The 16,889-nt window shown below is 65.9% G+C and carries 11 protein-coding genes and 3 pseudogenes; 6 read left to right on the top strand and 8 right to left on the bottom strand.

What is annotated here, in order from left to right; genetic code table 11:
- Positions 1-159 precede the first annotated feature (159 nt).
- Positions 160-264: pseudogene (locus CCOS865_RS28500) on the top strand (alkane 1-monooxygenase); the annotation flags it as partial.
- A 154-nt stretch (positions 265-418) separates the two neighbouring features.
- On the opposite strand, the gene CCOS865_RS21625 reads toward CCOS865_RS28500, so the two are convergent.
- Positions 419-1,417 carry an RHS repeat-associated core domain-containing protein gene (locus tag CCOS865_RS21625; RefSeq protein ID WP_119144632.1) on the bottom strand — a complete coding sequence of 333 codons (999 nt, stop codon included), beginning with the start codon at positions 1,415-1,417 and terminating at the stop codon, positions 419-421.
- A gap of 300 nt (positions 1,418-1,717) precedes the next feature.
- On the bottom strand, positions 1,718-2,725 hold the full coding sequence (locus CCOS865_RS21620; RefSeq protein ID WP_119144630.1) for an aldo/keto reductase: 1,008 nt from the start codon (positions 2,723-2,725) through the stop codon (positions 1,718-1,720).
- A 305-nt stretch (positions 2,726-3,030) separates the two neighbouring features.
- Between CCOS865_RS21620 and CCOS865_RS21615 the strand changes: the two genes are divergently transcribed.
- The 4 genes from CCOS865_RS21615 (at position 3,031) to CCOS865_RS21600 (ending at position 9,211) form a co-directional block, all read left to right on the top strand.
- On the top strand, positions 3,031-5,178 hold the full coding sequence (locus CCOS865_RS21615) for a PQQ-dependent dehydrogenase, methanol/ethanol family (RefSeq protein WP_244216169.1): 2,148 nt from the start codon (positions 3,031-3,033) through the stop codon (positions 5,176-5,178).
- A 7-nt stretch (positions 5,179-5,185) separates the two neighbouring features.
- Entirely contained in the window at positions 5,186-6,619 is a 1,434-nt protein-coding gene (gene aldA / locus CCOS865_RS21610) for an aldehyde dehydrogenase (RefSeq protein ID WP_119144868.1), read from the top strand.
- A 262-nt stretch (positions 6,620-6,881) separates the two neighbouring features.
- The gene (locus CCOS865_RS21605; RefSeq protein ID WP_244216159.1) at positions 6,882-8,441 is read left to right on the top strand and encodes a gamma-glutamyltransferase family protein; all 1,560 of its coding nucleotides are present in this window, start codon (positions 6,882-6,884) and stop codon (positions 8,439-8,441) included.
- A gap of 74 nt (positions 8,442-8,515) precedes the next feature.
- Positions 8,516-9,211: a GntR family transcriptional regulator gene (locus CCOS865_RS21600; protein ID WP_119144626.1), complete on the top strand. Its 696-nt coding sequence runs from the start codon at positions 8,516-8,518 to the stop codon at positions 9,209-9,211.
- Here the strand turns inward: CCOS865_RS21600 and CCOS865_RS21595 are convergent.
- The 4 genes from CCOS865_RS21595 to CCOS865_RS21580 are packed head-to-tail and all read right to left on the bottom strand — an operon-like array spanning position 9,180 to position 14,964.
- Positions 9,180-10,427 carry an amidohydrolase family protein gene (locus tag CCOS865_RS21595; protein ID WP_119144624.1) on the bottom strand — a complete coding sequence of 416 codons (1,248 nt, stop codon included), beginning with the start codon at positions 10,425-10,427 and terminating at the stop codon, positions 9,180-9,182. The two genes, CCOS865_RS21600 and CCOS865_RS21595, sit on opposite strands and share 32 nt — an antisense overlap.
- Positions 10,424-12,910, bottom strand: a complete 2,487-nt coding sequence (locus CCOS865_RS21590; protein WP_119144622.1) for a branched-chain amino acid ABC transporter ATP-binding protein/permease — start codon at positions 12,908-12,910, stop codon at positions 10,424-10,426. The genes CCOS865_RS21595 and CCOS865_RS21590 overlap by 4 nt, the downstream gene beginning before the upstream one ends.
- Positions 12,907-13,776, bottom strand: a complete 870-nt coding sequence (locus tag CCOS865_RS21585) for a branched-chain amino acid ABC transporter permease (protein WP_119144620.1) — start codon at positions 13,774-13,776, stop codon at positions 12,907-12,909. Before CCOS865_RS21585 ends, CCOS865_RS21590 begins: the two co-directional genes overlap by 4 nt.
- Before the next feature lie 15 nt (positions 13,777-13,791).
- Complete coding sequence (locus CCOS865_RS21580) at positions 13,792-14,964, bottom strand: ABC transporter substrate-binding protein (RefSeq protein ID WP_119144619.1); 1,173 nt, start codon at positions 14,962-14,964, stop codon at positions 13,792-13,794.
- A 185-nt stretch (positions 14,965-15,149) separates the two neighbouring features.
- Here CCOS865_RS21580 and CCOS865_RS21575 point away from each other — a divergent pair, with 185 nt between their 5' ends.
- Complete coding sequence (locus tag CCOS865_RS21575) at positions 15,150-15,548, top strand: nuclear transport factor 2 family protein (RefSeq protein ID WP_119144617.1); 399 nt, start codon at positions 15,150-15,152, stop codon at positions 15,546-15,548.
- A gap of 273 nt (positions 15,549-15,821) precedes the next feature.
- On the opposite strand, the pseudogene CCOS865_RS28815 reads toward CCOS865_RS21575, so the two are convergent.
- Both CCOS865_RS28815 and CCOS865_RS28810 read right to left on the bottom strand, forming a co-directional pair.
- Positions 15,822-16,268, bottom strand: a pseudogene (locus CCOS865_RS28815) (methyl-accepting chemotaxis protein); the annotation flags it as partial.
- A 105-nt stretch (positions 16,269-16,373) separates the two neighbouring features.
- A pseudogene (locus tag CCOS865_RS28810) lies at positions 16,374-16,868 on the bottom strand (PAS domain S-box protein); the annotation flags it as partial.
- Between the last annotated feature and the right edge of the window lie 21 nt (positions 16,869-16,889).

Raw genomic sequence — 16,889 nt, 5'->3', positions numbered from 1 at the left:
GCCTTCTATCCACTGCACCTGCTGGTGATCAAATGGTTGCAAGGAGGGGGCTAGACGCTTGCATTATGTCGTTTCGCACCCGTCTAGACAGCGTGCCCCTGCAGGGGCTGCGGGTGAATCCCAGGCGCCCCTTTCGGTCCGCGGCGAACGTGCCATGCGATCTGGATCCTCGGTTCCAGCATGCTCGGTGCCGACCTAGTGGCCAAGCTCGGCCTTCCGTACGTGTTCGCGTCGCACTTCGTGCCAAGTTACCTTTTCCAGGCAAGCCGCCCACGGCTACAGAGCGGCTAACGCTGCTGCCGTGGGTACCTGTCCTTTGTACGAATAGACCCGAGCGACGATCACACAGTGCGCAGCACGCGAGGTTGTGGCGTCGGGTGGCGTTGGAATGATCGCGCGCGTAGATGGCTCACATAACTTAGTCCAGATACAGCCAGTCGGGTGTTTCGATTACGTTGCCTCGTACGCCGTTGATTTCATCAATATAATAGAACACATTAGGTCGGTTCCCCCGATAATGTGAATGGCCCTGGCCAACCATACTCATACCATAGATTTGTCTAAGCTGTAGGTTTGTACCGTCATCGGCACGGAGTGATTGAAACGGTGCTTGTCCATTTACAGCATTGTTAAAGGCTTGCTGGACTGTCTGGTCGGCAGTACGTTCACGGAGCTGGACTTCTTTCTGTAATTGCGTAAGTGTTTTTGAGGACATTTCTTTGCGAGCGGAGGCGGATCCCTTGGCAACGCCGGCGGCTTTTCCTTTCTTAAAACCACTGATCTCTCCTTTCTTAAAACCAATGATCTCTCCTTTCTCTAAACCAATGATCTCTCCTTCCGCGCGCCCAACTTCTAGCCCCTCCGCAACGCCAGCTGGTTTTCCGCGCTTGAAACCGGCTGTTTCTCCTTTGTTGAATGCTTTGGTTTGACCCGTCAAGCGTCGAAACTGTTTACGGAACCACTTCCTGAATAGCCCTGATGGATCGCTGAAATTAATGGGGTCGCCTCCGCAGTAGGCGTATGTGTTGATGCCGCCCTTACCAAAAGGGCTAAGGCGATCTGGGCTGTGGAACCTCATTAGGATTGGACTGTAAGCACGACGGCCATTCCCCAGGATGTAGAGGTTGGTGGCCCGGTCATGGAGTTGTCCGGTGAAGCCCAGCAATGGGCACCCTACGGCCGATCTTGGTGAAAACCCAAAAGCGGTATAGTTGAGCGGGGTCGTCCGGTTGACGCCTTGAAGGGTACGTAATCCATCCACATGGTACAACCGCGTCATCGTGGAGGTGCCACTGAAAGTAGTCTCTGCCGCTGGGGTATTGTGAGCGGACACTACGCATATGTGGCCTGTGGGGTTAAGGGAGGTGGAAAGTAAATTATTTCGGTAAAAATATAACTGTGAATATTCGGTTGCCATTGCAGCGCACCTTGTCAGCACGGGAGTGCGGAATTGTGCGGGTCAATTGTAGAAGGTGGGAACTGGCAAAAATACCAGTTGCGAAACCCGGAGAAGAGATTAGGCTATCGAGCAGGTTTGCTTCTGATGTAGCTGTTTGAGCCTCCTTGCTCCACCAAGCCCGAAGCTGGTGATGCAGGTTCGCCGGGTCGGAGCGGTCAGGCATACTGTGCGAAGGCGCTCCAAGCCATCCATCAGAGCAGTTCTGGCAGCGTGGAGGAAGTCGGCGACGATCACGCCGCACTCCCCAAACACTGTGGCCTAGCGCGCAAGCCGCCCCGTGACAAAGTGCGCCACGTCATTGAACCCCGGTGTCGACGCATGCCCTGGCGTCACCAGCGAATCAATGAACGCCTCGTCCTCGGCGCTGACCTTCACCTCCAGCGCCCCCGCGTAGGTATCCCACTGCGCCTCGGTCCGTGGCCCGACAATCGCTGAGCTGACCAGCTGGTTGTTGAGTACCCAGGCAATCGCGAACTCGACGATACCCACACCCTTGGCCTCGGTGTACGCCTGGATCTGGCGGGCAATGCTCAGCGACTCCTGGCGCCATTCCACTTCCATGATGCGCTTGTCCTGACGCCCGGCGCGGCTGCCGGCATCCGGCTCCGCCCCCGGCGCGTACTTGCCGCTGAGCACGCCCCGGGCCAGCGGGCTGAACGGCACCACGCCGAGGCCATGGTAGGCCGCTGCGGTGAGCTGCTCGGGCTCGGCCTGGCGGTTGACGATGTTGTACAGCGGCTGGCTGACCACTGGCTTGGCCACGCCCAGGCGTTCGGCGACGTTGCAGATTTCAGCGATCCGCCAGCCGCGGAAGTTGGACACCCCCCAGTAGCGAATCTTGCCCTGCTGTATCAGGTCGCCGATCGCCCGCACGGTCTCCTCAAGCGGCACCTTGTGGTCTTCGCGGTGCAGGTAATAGATGTCCAGGTAGTCAGTACCCATCCGCGTCAACGTCGCTTCGAGGGCGTTGAACAGGTGCTTGCGCGACAGCCCGCTACGGTTCGGCAGGCCGTCCGCCGGGCCGAAGCCGCCTTTGGAGGCAACGATCCAGTCCTGCCGATGGCGCGCCACCGCCTCGCCGACGATCTCTTCCGAGCGCCCGCCGTTGTAGACGTCGGCGGTATCAACGAAGTTGATCCCCTGGTCCCAGGCCTTGTCGATGATCCGCAGCGAATCCTCGGTGCTGGTCTGCTCGCCGAACATCATGCTGCCGAGGGTGAGGGCTGATACCTGGAGGCCGCTTTGGCCGAGGGGGCGGTAGAGCATGCTGAGGGTCCTTTGGTGCCATGGGGAGTGGACTTTTTTACACCGGTGGCGGGCGATTGCAAAGGTCAGGCTACTGACACACCTGTGTCATCTCTGCGCCAGCTGTCCTGCGACTGCATCACCCGCAGCGCCCACGCCCTGCGTCCCGCCGTCACGCAAACCCCGTCTGGCACGCCGTTTCAGCCCCATGGGCCGTCTCTGGCACAGGCGTTGCTCTCTTCATCAGCGACACACCCATAACAAGAAACGGAGATCCGCCGATGACCTACTCAGGCCCGCACCGCCGGCCCCTGCCAACCGCCCTGATGAGAACCGCCGGCTACGCCTTTCTGGCGCTGGCCTGGCTGAGCCCGAGCCACGCCGCCGAGGTGGACGGCAAGCGCATCATCGAAGCCGACAAGGAACCCGGCAACTGGATGAGCCACGGGCGAACCTACGACGAGCAGCGCTACAGCCCGCTGAAGACCATCACCGACAGCAACGTCAACCAACTGGGCCTGGCCTGGAGCTACAAGCTCGACCTCGACCGCGGTGTCGAGGCCACGCCCATCGTGGTGGACGGGGTGATGTACACCACCGGGCCGTTCTCGGTGGTCTACGCGCTGGATGCGCGCAACGGCAAACTGCTGTGGAAGTACGACCCGCAATCGGACCGCCACCGCGCCGGCGAGGCCTGCTGCGATGCGGTCAACCGTGGTGTGGCGGTGTGGCAGGGCAAGGTCTACGTCGGGGTGCTGGATGGGCGCCTGGAAGCCATCGATGCCAAGACCGGCAAACGCGTCTGGTCGGTGGACACGCGCAGCGACGACAAGCGCAGCTACACCATCACCGGCGCGCCGCGGGTGGTCAACGGCAAGGTGGTGATCGGCAACGGCGGCGCCGAGTTTGGCGTACGCGGTTATGTCACCGCCTATGACGCCGAGACCGGCAAGCAGGCCTGGCGCTTCTTCACCGTGCCCGGCGACCCCAAGTTGCCACCGGAAGACAAGGCCATGGAAATCGCCAGCAAGACCTGGCACGGCGATGCCTTCGTCGAGCAGGGCGGCGGGGGCACGGCGTGGGACTCGTTCGCCTACGACCCTGAACTCAACCTGCTGTACATCGGCGTCGGCAATGGCTCGACCTGGGACCCGAAATGGCGCAGCCAGGCCAAGGGCGACAACCTGTTCCTGTCGTCCATCGTCGCGATCAATGCCGACACCGGCGAATACGCCTGGCACTACCAGACCACCCCAGGCGACGCCTGGGACTTCACCGCCACCCAGCACATGATCCTCGCCGAGCTGCCGATCAACGGCAAGCAACGCAAGGTGCTGATGCAGGCGCCGAAAAACGGCTTCTTCTATGTGCTCGACCGGGCCACCGGCGAGCTGCTGTCGGCGAAGAACATCGTGCCGGTGAACTGGGCCAAGGGCATCGACATGAAGACCGGTCGGCCAATCTTCGATGACGAGGCGGCGGCCTATTGGAAGGACGGCAAGCGCAAGCTGGTGACGCCGGCGTTCTGGGGCGCGCATGACTGGCACCCGATGTCCTACAACCCCAACACGGGCCTGGTGTATATCCCCGCGCACATCATGTCGGCCTATTACGAGCACATCCCCGACGCGCCCAAGCGCAATCCGTTCAAGAGCGTGTACCAGCTGGGGCTGCGCACCGGGATGATGCCGGAAGACCCGGATGGCCTGTTCAACATGGCCAAGACGTGGTCTGGCAAGCTGATCGCCTGGGACCCGGTCAAGCAGGCACCCGCCTGGGAAGTGCCGTACATCACCATCTTCAACGGCGGCACCCTGAGCACGGCGGGCAACCTGGTGTTCGAGGGCAGCGCCGATGGCCGGGTGATCGCCTATGCCGCCGACAGCGGCAAGAAGCTCTGGGAGTCGCCGGCCGCCAGCGGCGTGATGGCCGCGCCCATCACCTATTCGGTCGATGGCGAGCAGTACGTGACGTTCATGGCGGGCTGGGGCGGGGCGTTCTCGACCTTTGCCGGGGCCTTGTCGTTGCGCGCCGGGGTGCAGCCGTTCTCGCAGGTGCTGACCTACAAGATCGGCGGCAACGCCACCCTGCGCGAGCCGCCACCGCCGGCCGATGCACCAAAACCACCGGCGCTGACCGCCGATGCGCAGACGGTCGCGGCCGGCGCGGCGCTGTATGACGGCAACTGCGCGCAATGCCACGGCATTCACGCGGTCAGCGGCGGCGTGTTGCCCGACCTGCGCAAGCTCACCGCGGACAAGCACCAGATGTTCCTCGGCATCCTCTATGGCGGCCGCGTGCCAGACGGCATGCCGTCGTTCGCCGATGCGCTGAAGCCCGAACAGGTCGAGCAGGTGCACCAGTACCTGATCAAGCGCGCCCACGATCTGCAAAGCGAAGGCAGTGTCTGGCAGCGCTTCAGCGCCAAGCCGGCCGCCGTTTCGCCGCTCGCCGACAACACTTCCAAGGAGTGAGATGACCATGCCCGACACGATCTATCAGAACTACATCGACAACCGCTTTGTCGCCAGCGAGCAGCTGATCGAGGTGTTCAATCCGGCCAACGCCGCGCTGCTCGGGCGGGTGCCCGAGTCGCCCGCCGAGCAGGTCGAACAGGCGATTGGCGCCGCGCGCAAGGCACAAAAGGGCTGGGCGGCGACGCCGGCCATCGAGCGCGCCGGCTACTTGCGGCAGATCGCCGCCAAGGTACGGGCGAATGCCGAGCGCCTGGCGCGGATCATCACCCAGGAGCAGGGCAAGGTCGCCGGCCTGGCGCTGGTCGAAGTCAACTTCACCGCGGATTACCTGGACTACATGGCCGAGTGGGCACGGCGCCTTGAAGGCGAGGTGCTGACCAGCGACCGCGCCAACGAGCACATCTTCCTGCTGCGCAAGCCGCTGGGGGTGGTGGCGGGGATCCTGCCGTGGAACTTCCCGTTCTTCCTGATCGCCCGCAAGATGGCCCCGGCCCTGGTGACCGGCAACACCATCGTCATCAAGCCCAGCGAAGAAACGCCGATCAACTGCTATGAGTTCGCCAAGCTGGTGGCCGAGACCGACCTGCCGGCCGGGGTGTTCAATGTGGTCGGCGGCAGCGGTGCGAGTGTCGGCCATGGCTTGTCCAGCCACGCCGGCATTGACCTGATCAGCTTTACCGGCAGCGTCGCCACCGGGGCACGGATCATGGCGGCGGCGGCGCCCAACATCACCAAGCTCAACCTCGAACTGGGCGGCAAGGCGCCGGCGATTGTCCTCGCCGATGCCGATCTGGACCTTGCCGTGCGCGCCATTGTCGCCTCGCGGGTAATCAACACCGGCCAGGTGTGCAACTGCGCCGAGCGGGTCTACGTCGAGCGCAAGGTGGCCGACGCGTTCATCGACAAGGTGGCCCACGCCATGGCCGCCACGCGCTATGGCGACCCTTCGCAACAGGCAGACCTGGACATGGGGCCGCTGATCAACCGCGCCGGCCTCGACAAGGTGGCGCAGATGGTCCGCACGGCGGTCGGGCAGGGCGCCCAGCTGGTGACGGGCGGGCAGGTGGCCGACCTGGGCGCCGGTTTCCATTACCAACCGACGGTGCTCGCCGGCTGCTCGGCGGACATGGAGATCATGCGCAAGGAGATTTTCGGCCCGGTGTTGCCGATCCAGGTGATCGATGACCTGGACGAAGCGATCGCCCTGGCCAATGACAGCGAGTACGGGCTGACCTCGTCGATCTATACCCGCGACCTCAACGCCGCCCTCAAAGCCAGCCGCGAGATCGATTTCGGCGAGACTTACATCAACCGGGAGAACTTCGAGGCCATGCAGGGCTTCCACGCGGGGGCGCGCAAGTCAGGCGTCGGCGGCGCGGATGGCAAGCATGGGTTGTATGAGTTCACCCGTACCCAGGTGGTCTACATCCAGGGCTAAGCGTTTTTATTCATTAGCGTTAACGCTGGCTGCCTGTGCTGAAACTATCGCGGGCTTGTCCCAATGCCAGACAGTTAAGGATTGTGCAGCCTGCACTGACGCTTTCGCGGGGCAAGCCCGCTCCCACAAGGTCCCTGCAAGGCCCGAGTTTTGGGCTCGGCGCGGACTACGTGGGAGCGGGCTTGTCCCGCGATAGCGACAGCACGCGCAAAACAGGAACGATCCTTGCTGATTGCTAGCAATATCCAAAAAGGAGCTAGCAATGAATCCATCCCTGGTCGCCCATTCTCGCGGCGGCGTGCTCTGTACGCCCCATCCCCTGGCAAGCGCCGCAGGCCTTGAAGTGCTTGACGGCGGGGGCACCGCCATCGACGCCATGCTGGCCGCCAGTGCGGTGCTGGCGGCGGTCTACCCGCACATGACCGGCCTGGGCGGCGATGCACTGTGGTTGGTGCACGACGACCAGGTACGCACCATCATCGGGATCGGCCAGGCCGGCGCACGCTTGCCGGAGGCGGGCGCGATCAGCCTGCGCGGCCCCGCGTCAGTGGCCACCACGGCCGGCGCCCTGGCCAGTTGGGCCCACGCGAAAGCCCTTAGTGAACAGTGGGGTTCGCGGATGGGCTGGGGCGACCTGCTGACCGGTGCGGCCGGGCTGGCCCGCGAGGGCATCGAGGTCTCGGCCTCGCAGCTGTTCTGGCAGGCGCAACGCAGCAGCCTGATCGACACCTTGCCCAGCCTGCAGGCGCTGTGCAAACCGCAAGGGCAATGGCTGCAGGCCAGTGATCGGCTGCGCCAACCACAGTTGGCCAACAGCCTGGAACAGCTGGCGCGCCGCGGGCCCGAAGACTTCTACCACGGTGAGCTGGCCCAGGCCTTCCACGCAGCCTTCGATGACTTGGGCTGCGGCCTGACCGCCAATGACCTCGCCGCCACCCGCGCCTATCAGCAAGCGCCGATCTCGATCCGCTACCGCCAGGGTCGGCTGTACAACGTGGCGCCCCCGACACAGGGCCTGTATACGCTGCGCGCCATGGCGGCACTGGAGGGCGTCAACCTGGGTGAAAACGGCACCCCGCGGTACTACCACCTGCTGGTCGAAGCGATCAAACACGGCCTGCTGCAGCGCAACCAGCAACTGCACGACCCGCGCTCCAGCGATTGGGACTTCCTGCACAGCCTCGCCCAGCCGCCGGTGATGCTCGATGAACAGCGCGCAGCCCCGTGGGGCGAAACGGGTCAACCCGCCGACACCGTGTGGATGGCCACCACTGACAGCGCCGGGCGCAGCGCCTGCCTGATCCAGAGCCTGTTCCACGACTTCGGCTCCGGCTGTGTGCTGGGCGATACCGGCATCCTCTGGCACAACCGCGCGGCGGGCTTCAACCCCGACCCTGGGCATGCCAACGCCTGGGCCCCTGGCAAGCGCCCCGCACACACCCTCAACCCTTCGGCGTACCTGGCCGATGACGGCCGGCGTTGGTTCTTCGGCACCCAGGGCGGAGATGGCCAGCCGCAGACGCAGATGGTCCTGGCGACCCAACTGATCGACTTCCAGCAAACCCCGCCCGCGGCACTGCGTGCACCGCGCTTCCTGCTCGGCCGCAGCTTCTTCGACAGCACCGACAACCTCAAGCTCGAGGCCGATATCGGCGCGCCGGTGCTGCACGGCCTGGCTGCCATGGGCCACGAGACCCAGACCACGCCGCCGCTCAGCCCGCTGATGGGCCTGGCCGGGGTCATTGCCATCGACGCCACCGGCGGCAAGTGCGCCGCCTACGACCCACGCAGCCAGGGCAGCGCCCTCGGCCAGGCCGATTGAAACGGCGGATTTGCCGCCACGGCGGGCCGGGCGGATAATGCCGGCCCAACGCCTGTGAGGGTTTCGAGGTTTCGATGAACGGCAAGACGGTCAGCAGCAAGCAACAGGAAGTCCAGCGCATCGCCGAGATGCTCGCCAAAGCCATTGCCCAGCATCGGTTGCGCCCCGGCGCGCGGCTGGTCGAGGCGCAGATCGTCGAGACCCTGCAGGCCAACCGCAACCATGTCCAGGCGGCCCTGCAACGCCTGGCCATGCAACGCATCGTCGACATCGAGCCCAACCGCGGCGCCACCGTGGCCCAGCCGAGCGCCCGTGAAGCACGAGAGATCTTTGCTGCTAGGCGGGCGGTCGAGCGGGCCATCGTCGAGGCGATCAGCCCGGCGCATATCCGTGAGCACCAGGCGCGTATCGACCAGCACATGCGCAACGAGCGCGAGGCAACGGCGAGCACCGACCGCCAGGCGATCGTCCGCGAACTGAGCGAGTTTCACCTGATGCTCGGGGTGGTCTGCGGCAACCAGGTGCTGGCCGATATCCTCGGCAACCTGATGGTGCGCAGTTCGCTGATCGTCGCCCTTTACCAGCGCGGCGACAGCCCGCCGTGTGCCTCCGACGAGCACCAGGCGGTGATCGAGGCGTTGCGCCTCGGCGATACCGAGCGTGCCGTGGGCGAGATGATCGAGCACCTGAACGAACTCGAGGGCCAGTTGGCCCTCGAGGAGTCCGCAGCACCAGAGGTCAACCTGCAACAGGCGCTGGCTGGGCTCTGAATGCCGGGCGGACCAGCTCCGCCGCGGGTCGGCTGAAGGTCTGCCGGCCATGCTTGAAGCCCATCAGCGGCGGCGCGATGCGGCCGATCACTTCAGCCGGCGACGGCGCGTCGAACACCACGAAGTCGGCCCGGCAGCCAGGTTCCAGCCCATAGTGGGCAAGGCGTAGCAGCCGCGCCGACTCGCGCGAGATCCAGCCCAGGCACAGCAGCAGTTCCTGCGGGGTGCCGAGCTGGGCGACGTTGGCAAACAGGTTGGCCTGGCGCACCAGCGACGCGTCGCCATACGGCGTGAACGGGTTGCCGATATTGTTGCTCGACAGCGAGCAGGTCACCCCGCACTGGTGCAACTGGGCCAGCGGCGCAATGCCGCGCGGCTTGTTTTCGAAGCGATCGCGCCCGGTCAGGAACAGGTCGGTAGAAGGCAGGCAGGTCACCTGCACGCCAGCCTCGGCCAACGCCCGGCCCATGCTCAGCAGCTGCGCCTGGGGCAACGCCGAGAGCTTGGTCGCATGGCCGACCGTGACCCGGCCCTGCCAGCCGTGCTGGTGCGTGCAGCGGATCACTTCGGGCAGGGTCATGCCGGCCACTTCCAGGTCGAAGTCCAGGTGCAGGTCGAGATCACGGTCGTAGGCCACCGCCAGCTCGAACAGCCGACGAATCTGCGCGGGCGGATCGCCGTCGGTATACGGGCAGCCGCCGAGCACCTCGGCGCCTGCGTCCAGCGCCTGGCAGAGCAGGGCCTCGGTGCCGGGGTTGTCGAGCATGCCTTCCTGGGGGAACACGCAGATCTCCAGGGTCACCGCCCAGGCGTAGTCGGCTTGCAGCCGGCGGATCGCACGCAGGCCGGTGAGGCCGATGCCCGGGTCGATCTCGACATGGGTGCGAATGTGCGTGGTGCCCTGGACGATGGCCTGTTCGAGCACGGCCGCGCCGCGGGCATAGACATCGGCCTCGGTGAACTCGGCCTTGGCCAGCCGGGTCTGGGCAATGGCTTCGGCCAGGGTGCCCTCGCGCAACTGGCAGCGCGACAGGATGCAGGCCTTGTCCAGGTGCAGGTGGGTCTCGATCAGGCCAGGCAGGACCAAGCGGCCATCGAGGTCGAGGACCTCGGCCGGTTGACGCAAACGGCTGACGAAGTGGCCGTCTTCGATCAGCAGACGGGTGAGCGCCGGGCCTTCACCCAGGCGCACGTTGATCAGTTCCAGTGCACTCATGCTGCCGCTCCTGCGCCGAGATAAGCCGCTTCCAGTTGGGGGTCACCGCGCAGCGCCTCGGCACTGCCTTGCTTGACGATCCGGCCGGTCTCCAGCACATAGGCACGGTCGGCCACCTGCAGTGCCAGGTTGGCCATCTGGTCGACCAACAGCAGCGTCACGCCTTCATCGCGCAGCGCGGCGAGTGCGTCGTACAGCTCGCCGATCATCGCTGGCGAGAGGCCCAGCGAAGGTTCGTCGAGCAGCAGGATGCGCGGCTTGGCCATCAGCCCACGGCCGATCGCGACCATTTGCTGTTCCCCGCCCGAGAGCAGCCCGGCCGCACTGTCGATGCGATCGCGCAACCGCGGGAAGCGCGCCAGGATTGCCTCGATTTCGGCCTCGGCATCCACGGCATCCTGGCGTACGTTGGCCCCCAGCAGGAGGTTTTCCCGCACGCTGAGCTGGCCGAACAACTGCCGACCTTCGGGCACCAGGGCCAGCCCCAGGCGGGCGATCTGGCTGGCATCGAGCGTGTCGATGCTGCGGTTGTCCAGGACGATGCTGCCGTCGCGCGGGCGGTGCAGCCCCGCGAGCGCCTGGAGGATGCTCGACTTGCCCGCACCGTTGGCGCCGAGGATGGCGATCAGCTCGCCTGGGTTGACCACCAGGTCGACGCCTTCGACCACCGGCGCGGCGCCGTAGTCGATGGCCAGGTTGCGCACGTGCAGCACCGCATCGCGCGAGCCGGCCCAGGCCTGCGCACGCGGCCGCGCCTGGTACTGGGTGCCGCCCAGGTAGGCGGCGATGACCCGCGGGTCGCTGCGCACCTGCTCCGGCGTGCCCCAGGCGATCGGTTTGCCGGCGTCGAGCACCAGCAGCCGCTCGGACACCGCCATCACCAGCGGCATGTCGTGTTCGACCAGGATCACCGCCAGGTTGAACCCGGCCAATCGTTGCAGCAGCGTGGCCAGGCGATCGGTGTCCTGGCGGCCCAGGCCGGCGGCCGGCTCGTCGAGCAGCAGCACCTGCGGCCGGGTGGCCAGCGCCCGGGCGATTTCCACCAGGCGCCGGTCGACATGCGGCAGGTCGTCGGCGGCCACGTGCAGGTTGCCGCGATAGCCGACCAGGGCCAACAGCTGCACGGCCATGGCCTTGCGCGTCGCTTGCTGGCACGGCCACGGGCGTTCGATGGCGCCCTCCTGGAAGGCCACCAGCAGGTTCTCCAGCACGCTCAGTTCGCCAAACAGCTGGGTGGTCTGGTAGGTGCGGGCGATGCCGGCGCGGGCGATCCGCCAGGCGGGCTGGCCGGCCAGCTCGGCGCCCAGCGTGATGGCGCCGCTGTCGGGCGTATAGAACCCGCTGATCATGTTCAATACCGTGGATTTACCGGCACCATTGGGGCCGATCAGGCTGGTGATGCTGCCGGGCAGGGCCTCCAGGCTGACCTCCTGCGCCGCCTGCACGCCGCCAAAGCGGATGCCGATGCCCTCGACCTTGAGGCCGCGCGGTGCACGCGCGCTGAAGAACGCGCGCAGCACGGCGCTGTCGACACTGGCCGTGACCGGCTCCTGGCGCGGCCGCCAGAAGCGCCGGCCGAGGCTGCCGAGCACCCCACGCGGGGCCGCCCACAGCACCGCCAGCAGCAACACCGAGAACGCCAGCAGGCGGTACTCGGCAAAGTCCGCCAGCAGCTCCGGCAGCAAGACGATCACCAGTGCGCCGAGCACCGGCCCGAACAGGGTACCGGCACCGCCGACGATCACCGCCAGGACGAACAGGATCGACTGCGAAAACGGGAACGCCGCCGGGTTGATGAACATCAGCACCGGCGCCACCAGCGCACCCGCCGCGCCGGCCAGGCCGGCCGACAAGGCAAAGGCCAGGGTGCGCGTCTGCACCGGATTGACCCCCAGCGAGCGGGCGGCGATCTCTGACGCCTTTACCGCCCGCATGGCCAGGCCCCAGCCGCTGCGTTGCAGGCTCCCGTAGAAGGCCAGCGCCGCCAGCATCAGCCCGACGGCGGCCAGTGCCAGCAACACCGCAGGGTCGACCGCGCCGAGCTCCGGCAAGGGGATGCCCATCAGGCCATTGGCGCCGCCGGTCACGCTGCGCCATTCGATCAAGCCGTTGTGCACCACCAGCGCAAAGGCAATGGTGATCATCGCCAGGTACGGCCCGCTGACCCGCAACGCGGGGATCGCCAGCAGCCCGCCGCACAGCGCGCAGCCCAGGCTGGCCAGCGGCAGGGCAGCCGCCAGCGGCAGGCCGCCCAGGGTCAGCAGCGCTGACAGGTAGGCGCCAATGGCGTAGAAGGCGATATGCCCGAAGGACATCTGCCCAGACAAGCCGATCAGGATATTCAGGCCGACACCGACCGTCACCGCCAGGGCGTACAAGGTCAGGATCAACAGCCAGTAGCTGTCCAGGCCCAGTGCCAGGCCAACCCCGGCGACGCCGAGCAGGGCCAGGCCAAAAGGTGCGAGCAGCGTGCGCAGGGTCATACTTTCACCCACAGTTTGCGGCCGAACAGGCCATCGGGACGAACCGCCAGCACCACGATCACCATCGCGAAGCACAGCAACTGGGTAAACGCCGAGCCGAAGTACAGCGTGACCAGGGCTTCGACCAGGCCGAACAGCAAGCCGGCGGCGAATACCCCGCTGGCGCTGGCGATGCCGCCGAGGATGGCCACGGCGAAGGCTTTCAGGCCAAACAGCGTGCCCATGTCGGCGTGCACGCTGTACAGCGGCGCGATCAACAGGCCGGCGAGGGCGGCGAACACCGTCGACAGGGCAAAGGCCGCCGCCACCACGCGATTGACCTCGATGCCCATCAGCCGGGCAGCCCGTGGGTTCTGCACGCAGGCTTCCAGGCGCAACCCCAGGCGGGTGCGTCGGCGCACCCAGTAGAGGGTGGCCGCCACTGCCGCGCCCGCCAGCGGGATCAGCAGTTGCACCAGGCTCAGGCTGCTTTCACCCAGCTCCAGGCGCACGCTCGCCAGGGCACTGCCGAATTGCCGCGGCTCCTTGCCAAAGGTGAACAGGGCGAGGTTGTCCAGCAGCAGCCCGCCGGCGACGGTCGCCATCAGCCAGGCATCCGAACCGCGTGAGTGAAACGGCCGCACCAGGAAGCGCTCGATGGCCAGCCCCAGTACCGCGCACAGCGCCAGGGTGGTCGGCAGCGCCAGCCACAGTGGCCAGCCCCAGGTCACCGCCAGGCTGTAGCCGAGCACTGCGCCGACCATCATCGCGCTGCCCTGGGCAAAGTTGACCGTGCGCGACACGGCGTAGGTGAGGTGAAAGCCCAGGGCCAGCAGCGCGTACATGCTGCCCAGGCCCAGGCCGCTGACCAGTGCGGTGGTGATCATCAGAAGGTACTCCGCTCAGGGTGCCACAGGCACGATGGTGTCGCCGTCGAAGCGGCTGAAGACGTAGTCGTCAGGGCCCAGGGCGTCGTGGCGGTCGGTGGCGAAAGGCTGGTGGTACTGCTTGATCAGCCCGGCGTAATCGCTGATCGCGTAAAAGCCGTCGCGCACTTGCACACCGCCGGTGCCCTGGGCCTTGTCGATGGCCAGGCCGACCAGGTGCATGGCGTCGTAGGCGTTGGCGATGCCCACCGCCGGGGTCACGTCGGCCAGGCTCTTGACCTGCGGGAAGCGCTGCTTGAGGGCCGTCAGCAAGGCCTCGCCGCGGGCACTGTTGTGCGCGCCAAAGACAAACGTCTGGACGAAGTGCACGCGCCCGGCGTTGGGCCCGGCGAGTTCACCGAAGCGTCCGCCGGCCGGCCCCCAGTGCGACACAACGGGGACGCTCCAGCCCATCTGGTCGAGGGATTTGACCACCTGCGCCGAGGGGCCGACGTTGCCCACCAGCAGCAGGGTGTCGACCCCGGCGTTTTTCAGCCGGGTGAGCTGCGGGACCATGTCCAGGTCACTGTCTTCGAAACGCTCGGCCGGTGCCTGAGCCATGTCGCGGCGGGCGAGGGCGGCGTGCAGCCCGGCCAGGTTGGACTCGCCCCAAGGATTGTTGGCGAGGATCAGCCCCGGTTGCTTCATGCCCTGGCGCAGGCCATAGGCGACCAGCGCCTCGTCGACCTGTTCGTCGACTGCCGAGACGCGGAACACATAGTTATCCTTGGCGCCGTTTTCGGTGATCTTGGTGCCGGCCGCCCAGATGCCCATGAAGGGCGTCTTCAGCTGGTTGGCCAGCGGCACGATGGCCAGCGACACCGGCGTATCGAGGCCGCCGAACAGCACGCTGACTTTCTCGCGCTGGATCAGCTCGCGCGCTGCCAGCATGCCTTTGGCCGGGTTGCTCTCATCATCGCGGCGTACCAGTTCGACAGGCCGGCCCAGCAGCCCGCCCTTGGCGTTGATTTCATCGATGGCCAGGGTCAGGCCGCGGGTGAGGGCTTCGCCAGACTTGGCCGACTGCCCGGACAACGCGGCTACAAGGCCGACCTTGATCGGCTCGGCGGCCTGGACGATGCCTGCACAGCAGGCGAGGGACAAGGCTGCACAAGGCAGCCAGCGGCGCAGCAGGGAACGGGTAAGCATGCTTCGAACTCCTGATTGCTAGCAATTTGTAAGAATGTGCTAGCAAAACAGGTGCCATTTGGAAAATACTCCGGACGGCCCCGTGATCAGGGGCCCTCAGCGGATGGCTCTGCGCCATCGCGTGCACTGGATCAAGGCACGGGGCGGGGGAAACGCCCCGTTCTGGACAACTTTGGAGAATGGCTATGACCGACAATAACGCCGCCGTACAGATCGTCCGTGACTTCCTCGCCGCCTCCATGGCCCCCGACCCCGTGCGGGCGGCCACCTTCATGAGCGATGAGGTGCGCATCACCTTTACCGGCGGCCGGCCGATGCCGACGCCTACCGACATCACCGCGTTCAATGGCGGGCGCTATACCTGGGTGAAAAAGGCCCTGGGTCAGTTCGACTGGTGTGAGCGCGAAGACCATACCGTGGTCTATTCCAACGGCACGCTGTATGGGCAGTGGCCGGATGGGCGGAGTTTTTCCGGCAACCGTTACCTGGACCGGTTCGAGGTCAAGGACGGCAAGATCGTGCGCATGGACGTCTGGAATGACAGCGCCGAGTGGATGCTGGTGCCGGAGATCGCCAAGGCCTGACGCCTGCCTTGAGGGCCAAGCCTATCAAGGTGTTTTGAAATTGCGCTTGGCTTGAACTTGCTGGGGCCGCTGCGCGCCCCTTTCGCGACACAAGGCCGCTCCCACAATGGGCGGCGCCGGGCAATGAACAGAAATTGGGCAACGCCGCATCCTGTGGGAGCGGCCTTGTGTCGCGAAAGGGCTGCGCAGCGGCCCCAGCGAACACCTTGAAAGGCCTGGTGTTAGGGGCCGAAACGGCACAGGAGTACAAATGTGCTCTTGCTCCTTGCTGCCTCAGGTATTGTTGCGCTGCTCCAGGCGCTGGGCGAACTGGCCGATCACCTCGACCACGCGCTGGGCGCCCTGGTGGATATCCTCGATCAGCGCGCCGGCCTGGTTGGCCAGCGCGACCCCTTGTTCGGTCTTCAGGGTACTGGTCTGCATGCTGGCCACCGCCTGGTGGGCCAGCTCGCGGTTGCGCGCCACCACCTCGCCGATGGCCAGGGTCGCCTGGCTGGTGCGTTGGGCGAGGTTGCGCACCTCGTCGGCGACCACCGCGAAGCCGCGCCCCTGCTCGCCGGCGCGGGCGGCTTCGATGGCGGCATTGAGGGCCAGCAGGTTGGTCTGCTCGGCAATGCCCCGGATGGCATCGACGATGGTGCCGATCTGGGCGGACTGCTCGCTGAGGGCGGTAATGCCCTTGGCCATCTGCTCGAGTTCGTCGGCGATGCTCTGCACCACGGTCACGGTCTGCTGGACCACCGCCGAGCCGTGCTGGGTGTGGGCGTCGGTTTCCTGCGAGGTCTCGAAGGCGAGCAGTGCGGCCTGTGATTCGGCTTCGCGCTGTTCGACTTCGCGGGTGATGTTGGTGGCGAACTTGACGATGCCGTACAGCTTGCCTTGGGCGTCGTACAGCGGGTTGTAGCTCGCTTGCAGCCAGACCGTGGCGCCGCGGCTGTCGACGCGCTGGAACTGACCGGCCTTGAACTCCCCGCGGTTGAGCGCCGACCAGAACGCCTGGTAGGCGGGGCTGGTGCCGTCGGCCGCCTGGCAGAACAGACGGTGGTGCTGGCCGCGTACCTGTTCCAGGCGATAGCCCATGACACTGAGGAAATTGCCGTTGGCGTCGATGACCTTGCCGTCGAGGCCGAATTCGATCACGGCCATCGAGCGGTCCATGGCATTGCGGTAGCTGGCTTCACGCTGGGCGCAGTGCTGGTGCTGGTTGAGGTCGGCCTGGAGCAGGGCGCTCGACGCGCGCAAGGCCGCCACTTCGGCTTCGAGCGCGCGCTGGCGTGCCTCGGCCGTTTGCAGGGCTGCTTGGTGGGTGCTGGCGCGCATGAACATTCGAGGGGCTCCGGG

Origin of the sequence: Pseudomonas reidholzensis (genome assembly GCF_900536025.1) — a bacterium.
GTDB classification, from domain to species: Bacteria; Pseudomonadota; Gammaproteobacteria; order Pseudomonadales; family Pseudomonadaceae; genus Aquipseudomonas; species Aquipseudomonas reidholzensis.
The sequence above is the reverse complement of the archived record's forward strand: the minus strand, read 5'-3'. Positions and strand labels throughout refer to the sequence as shown.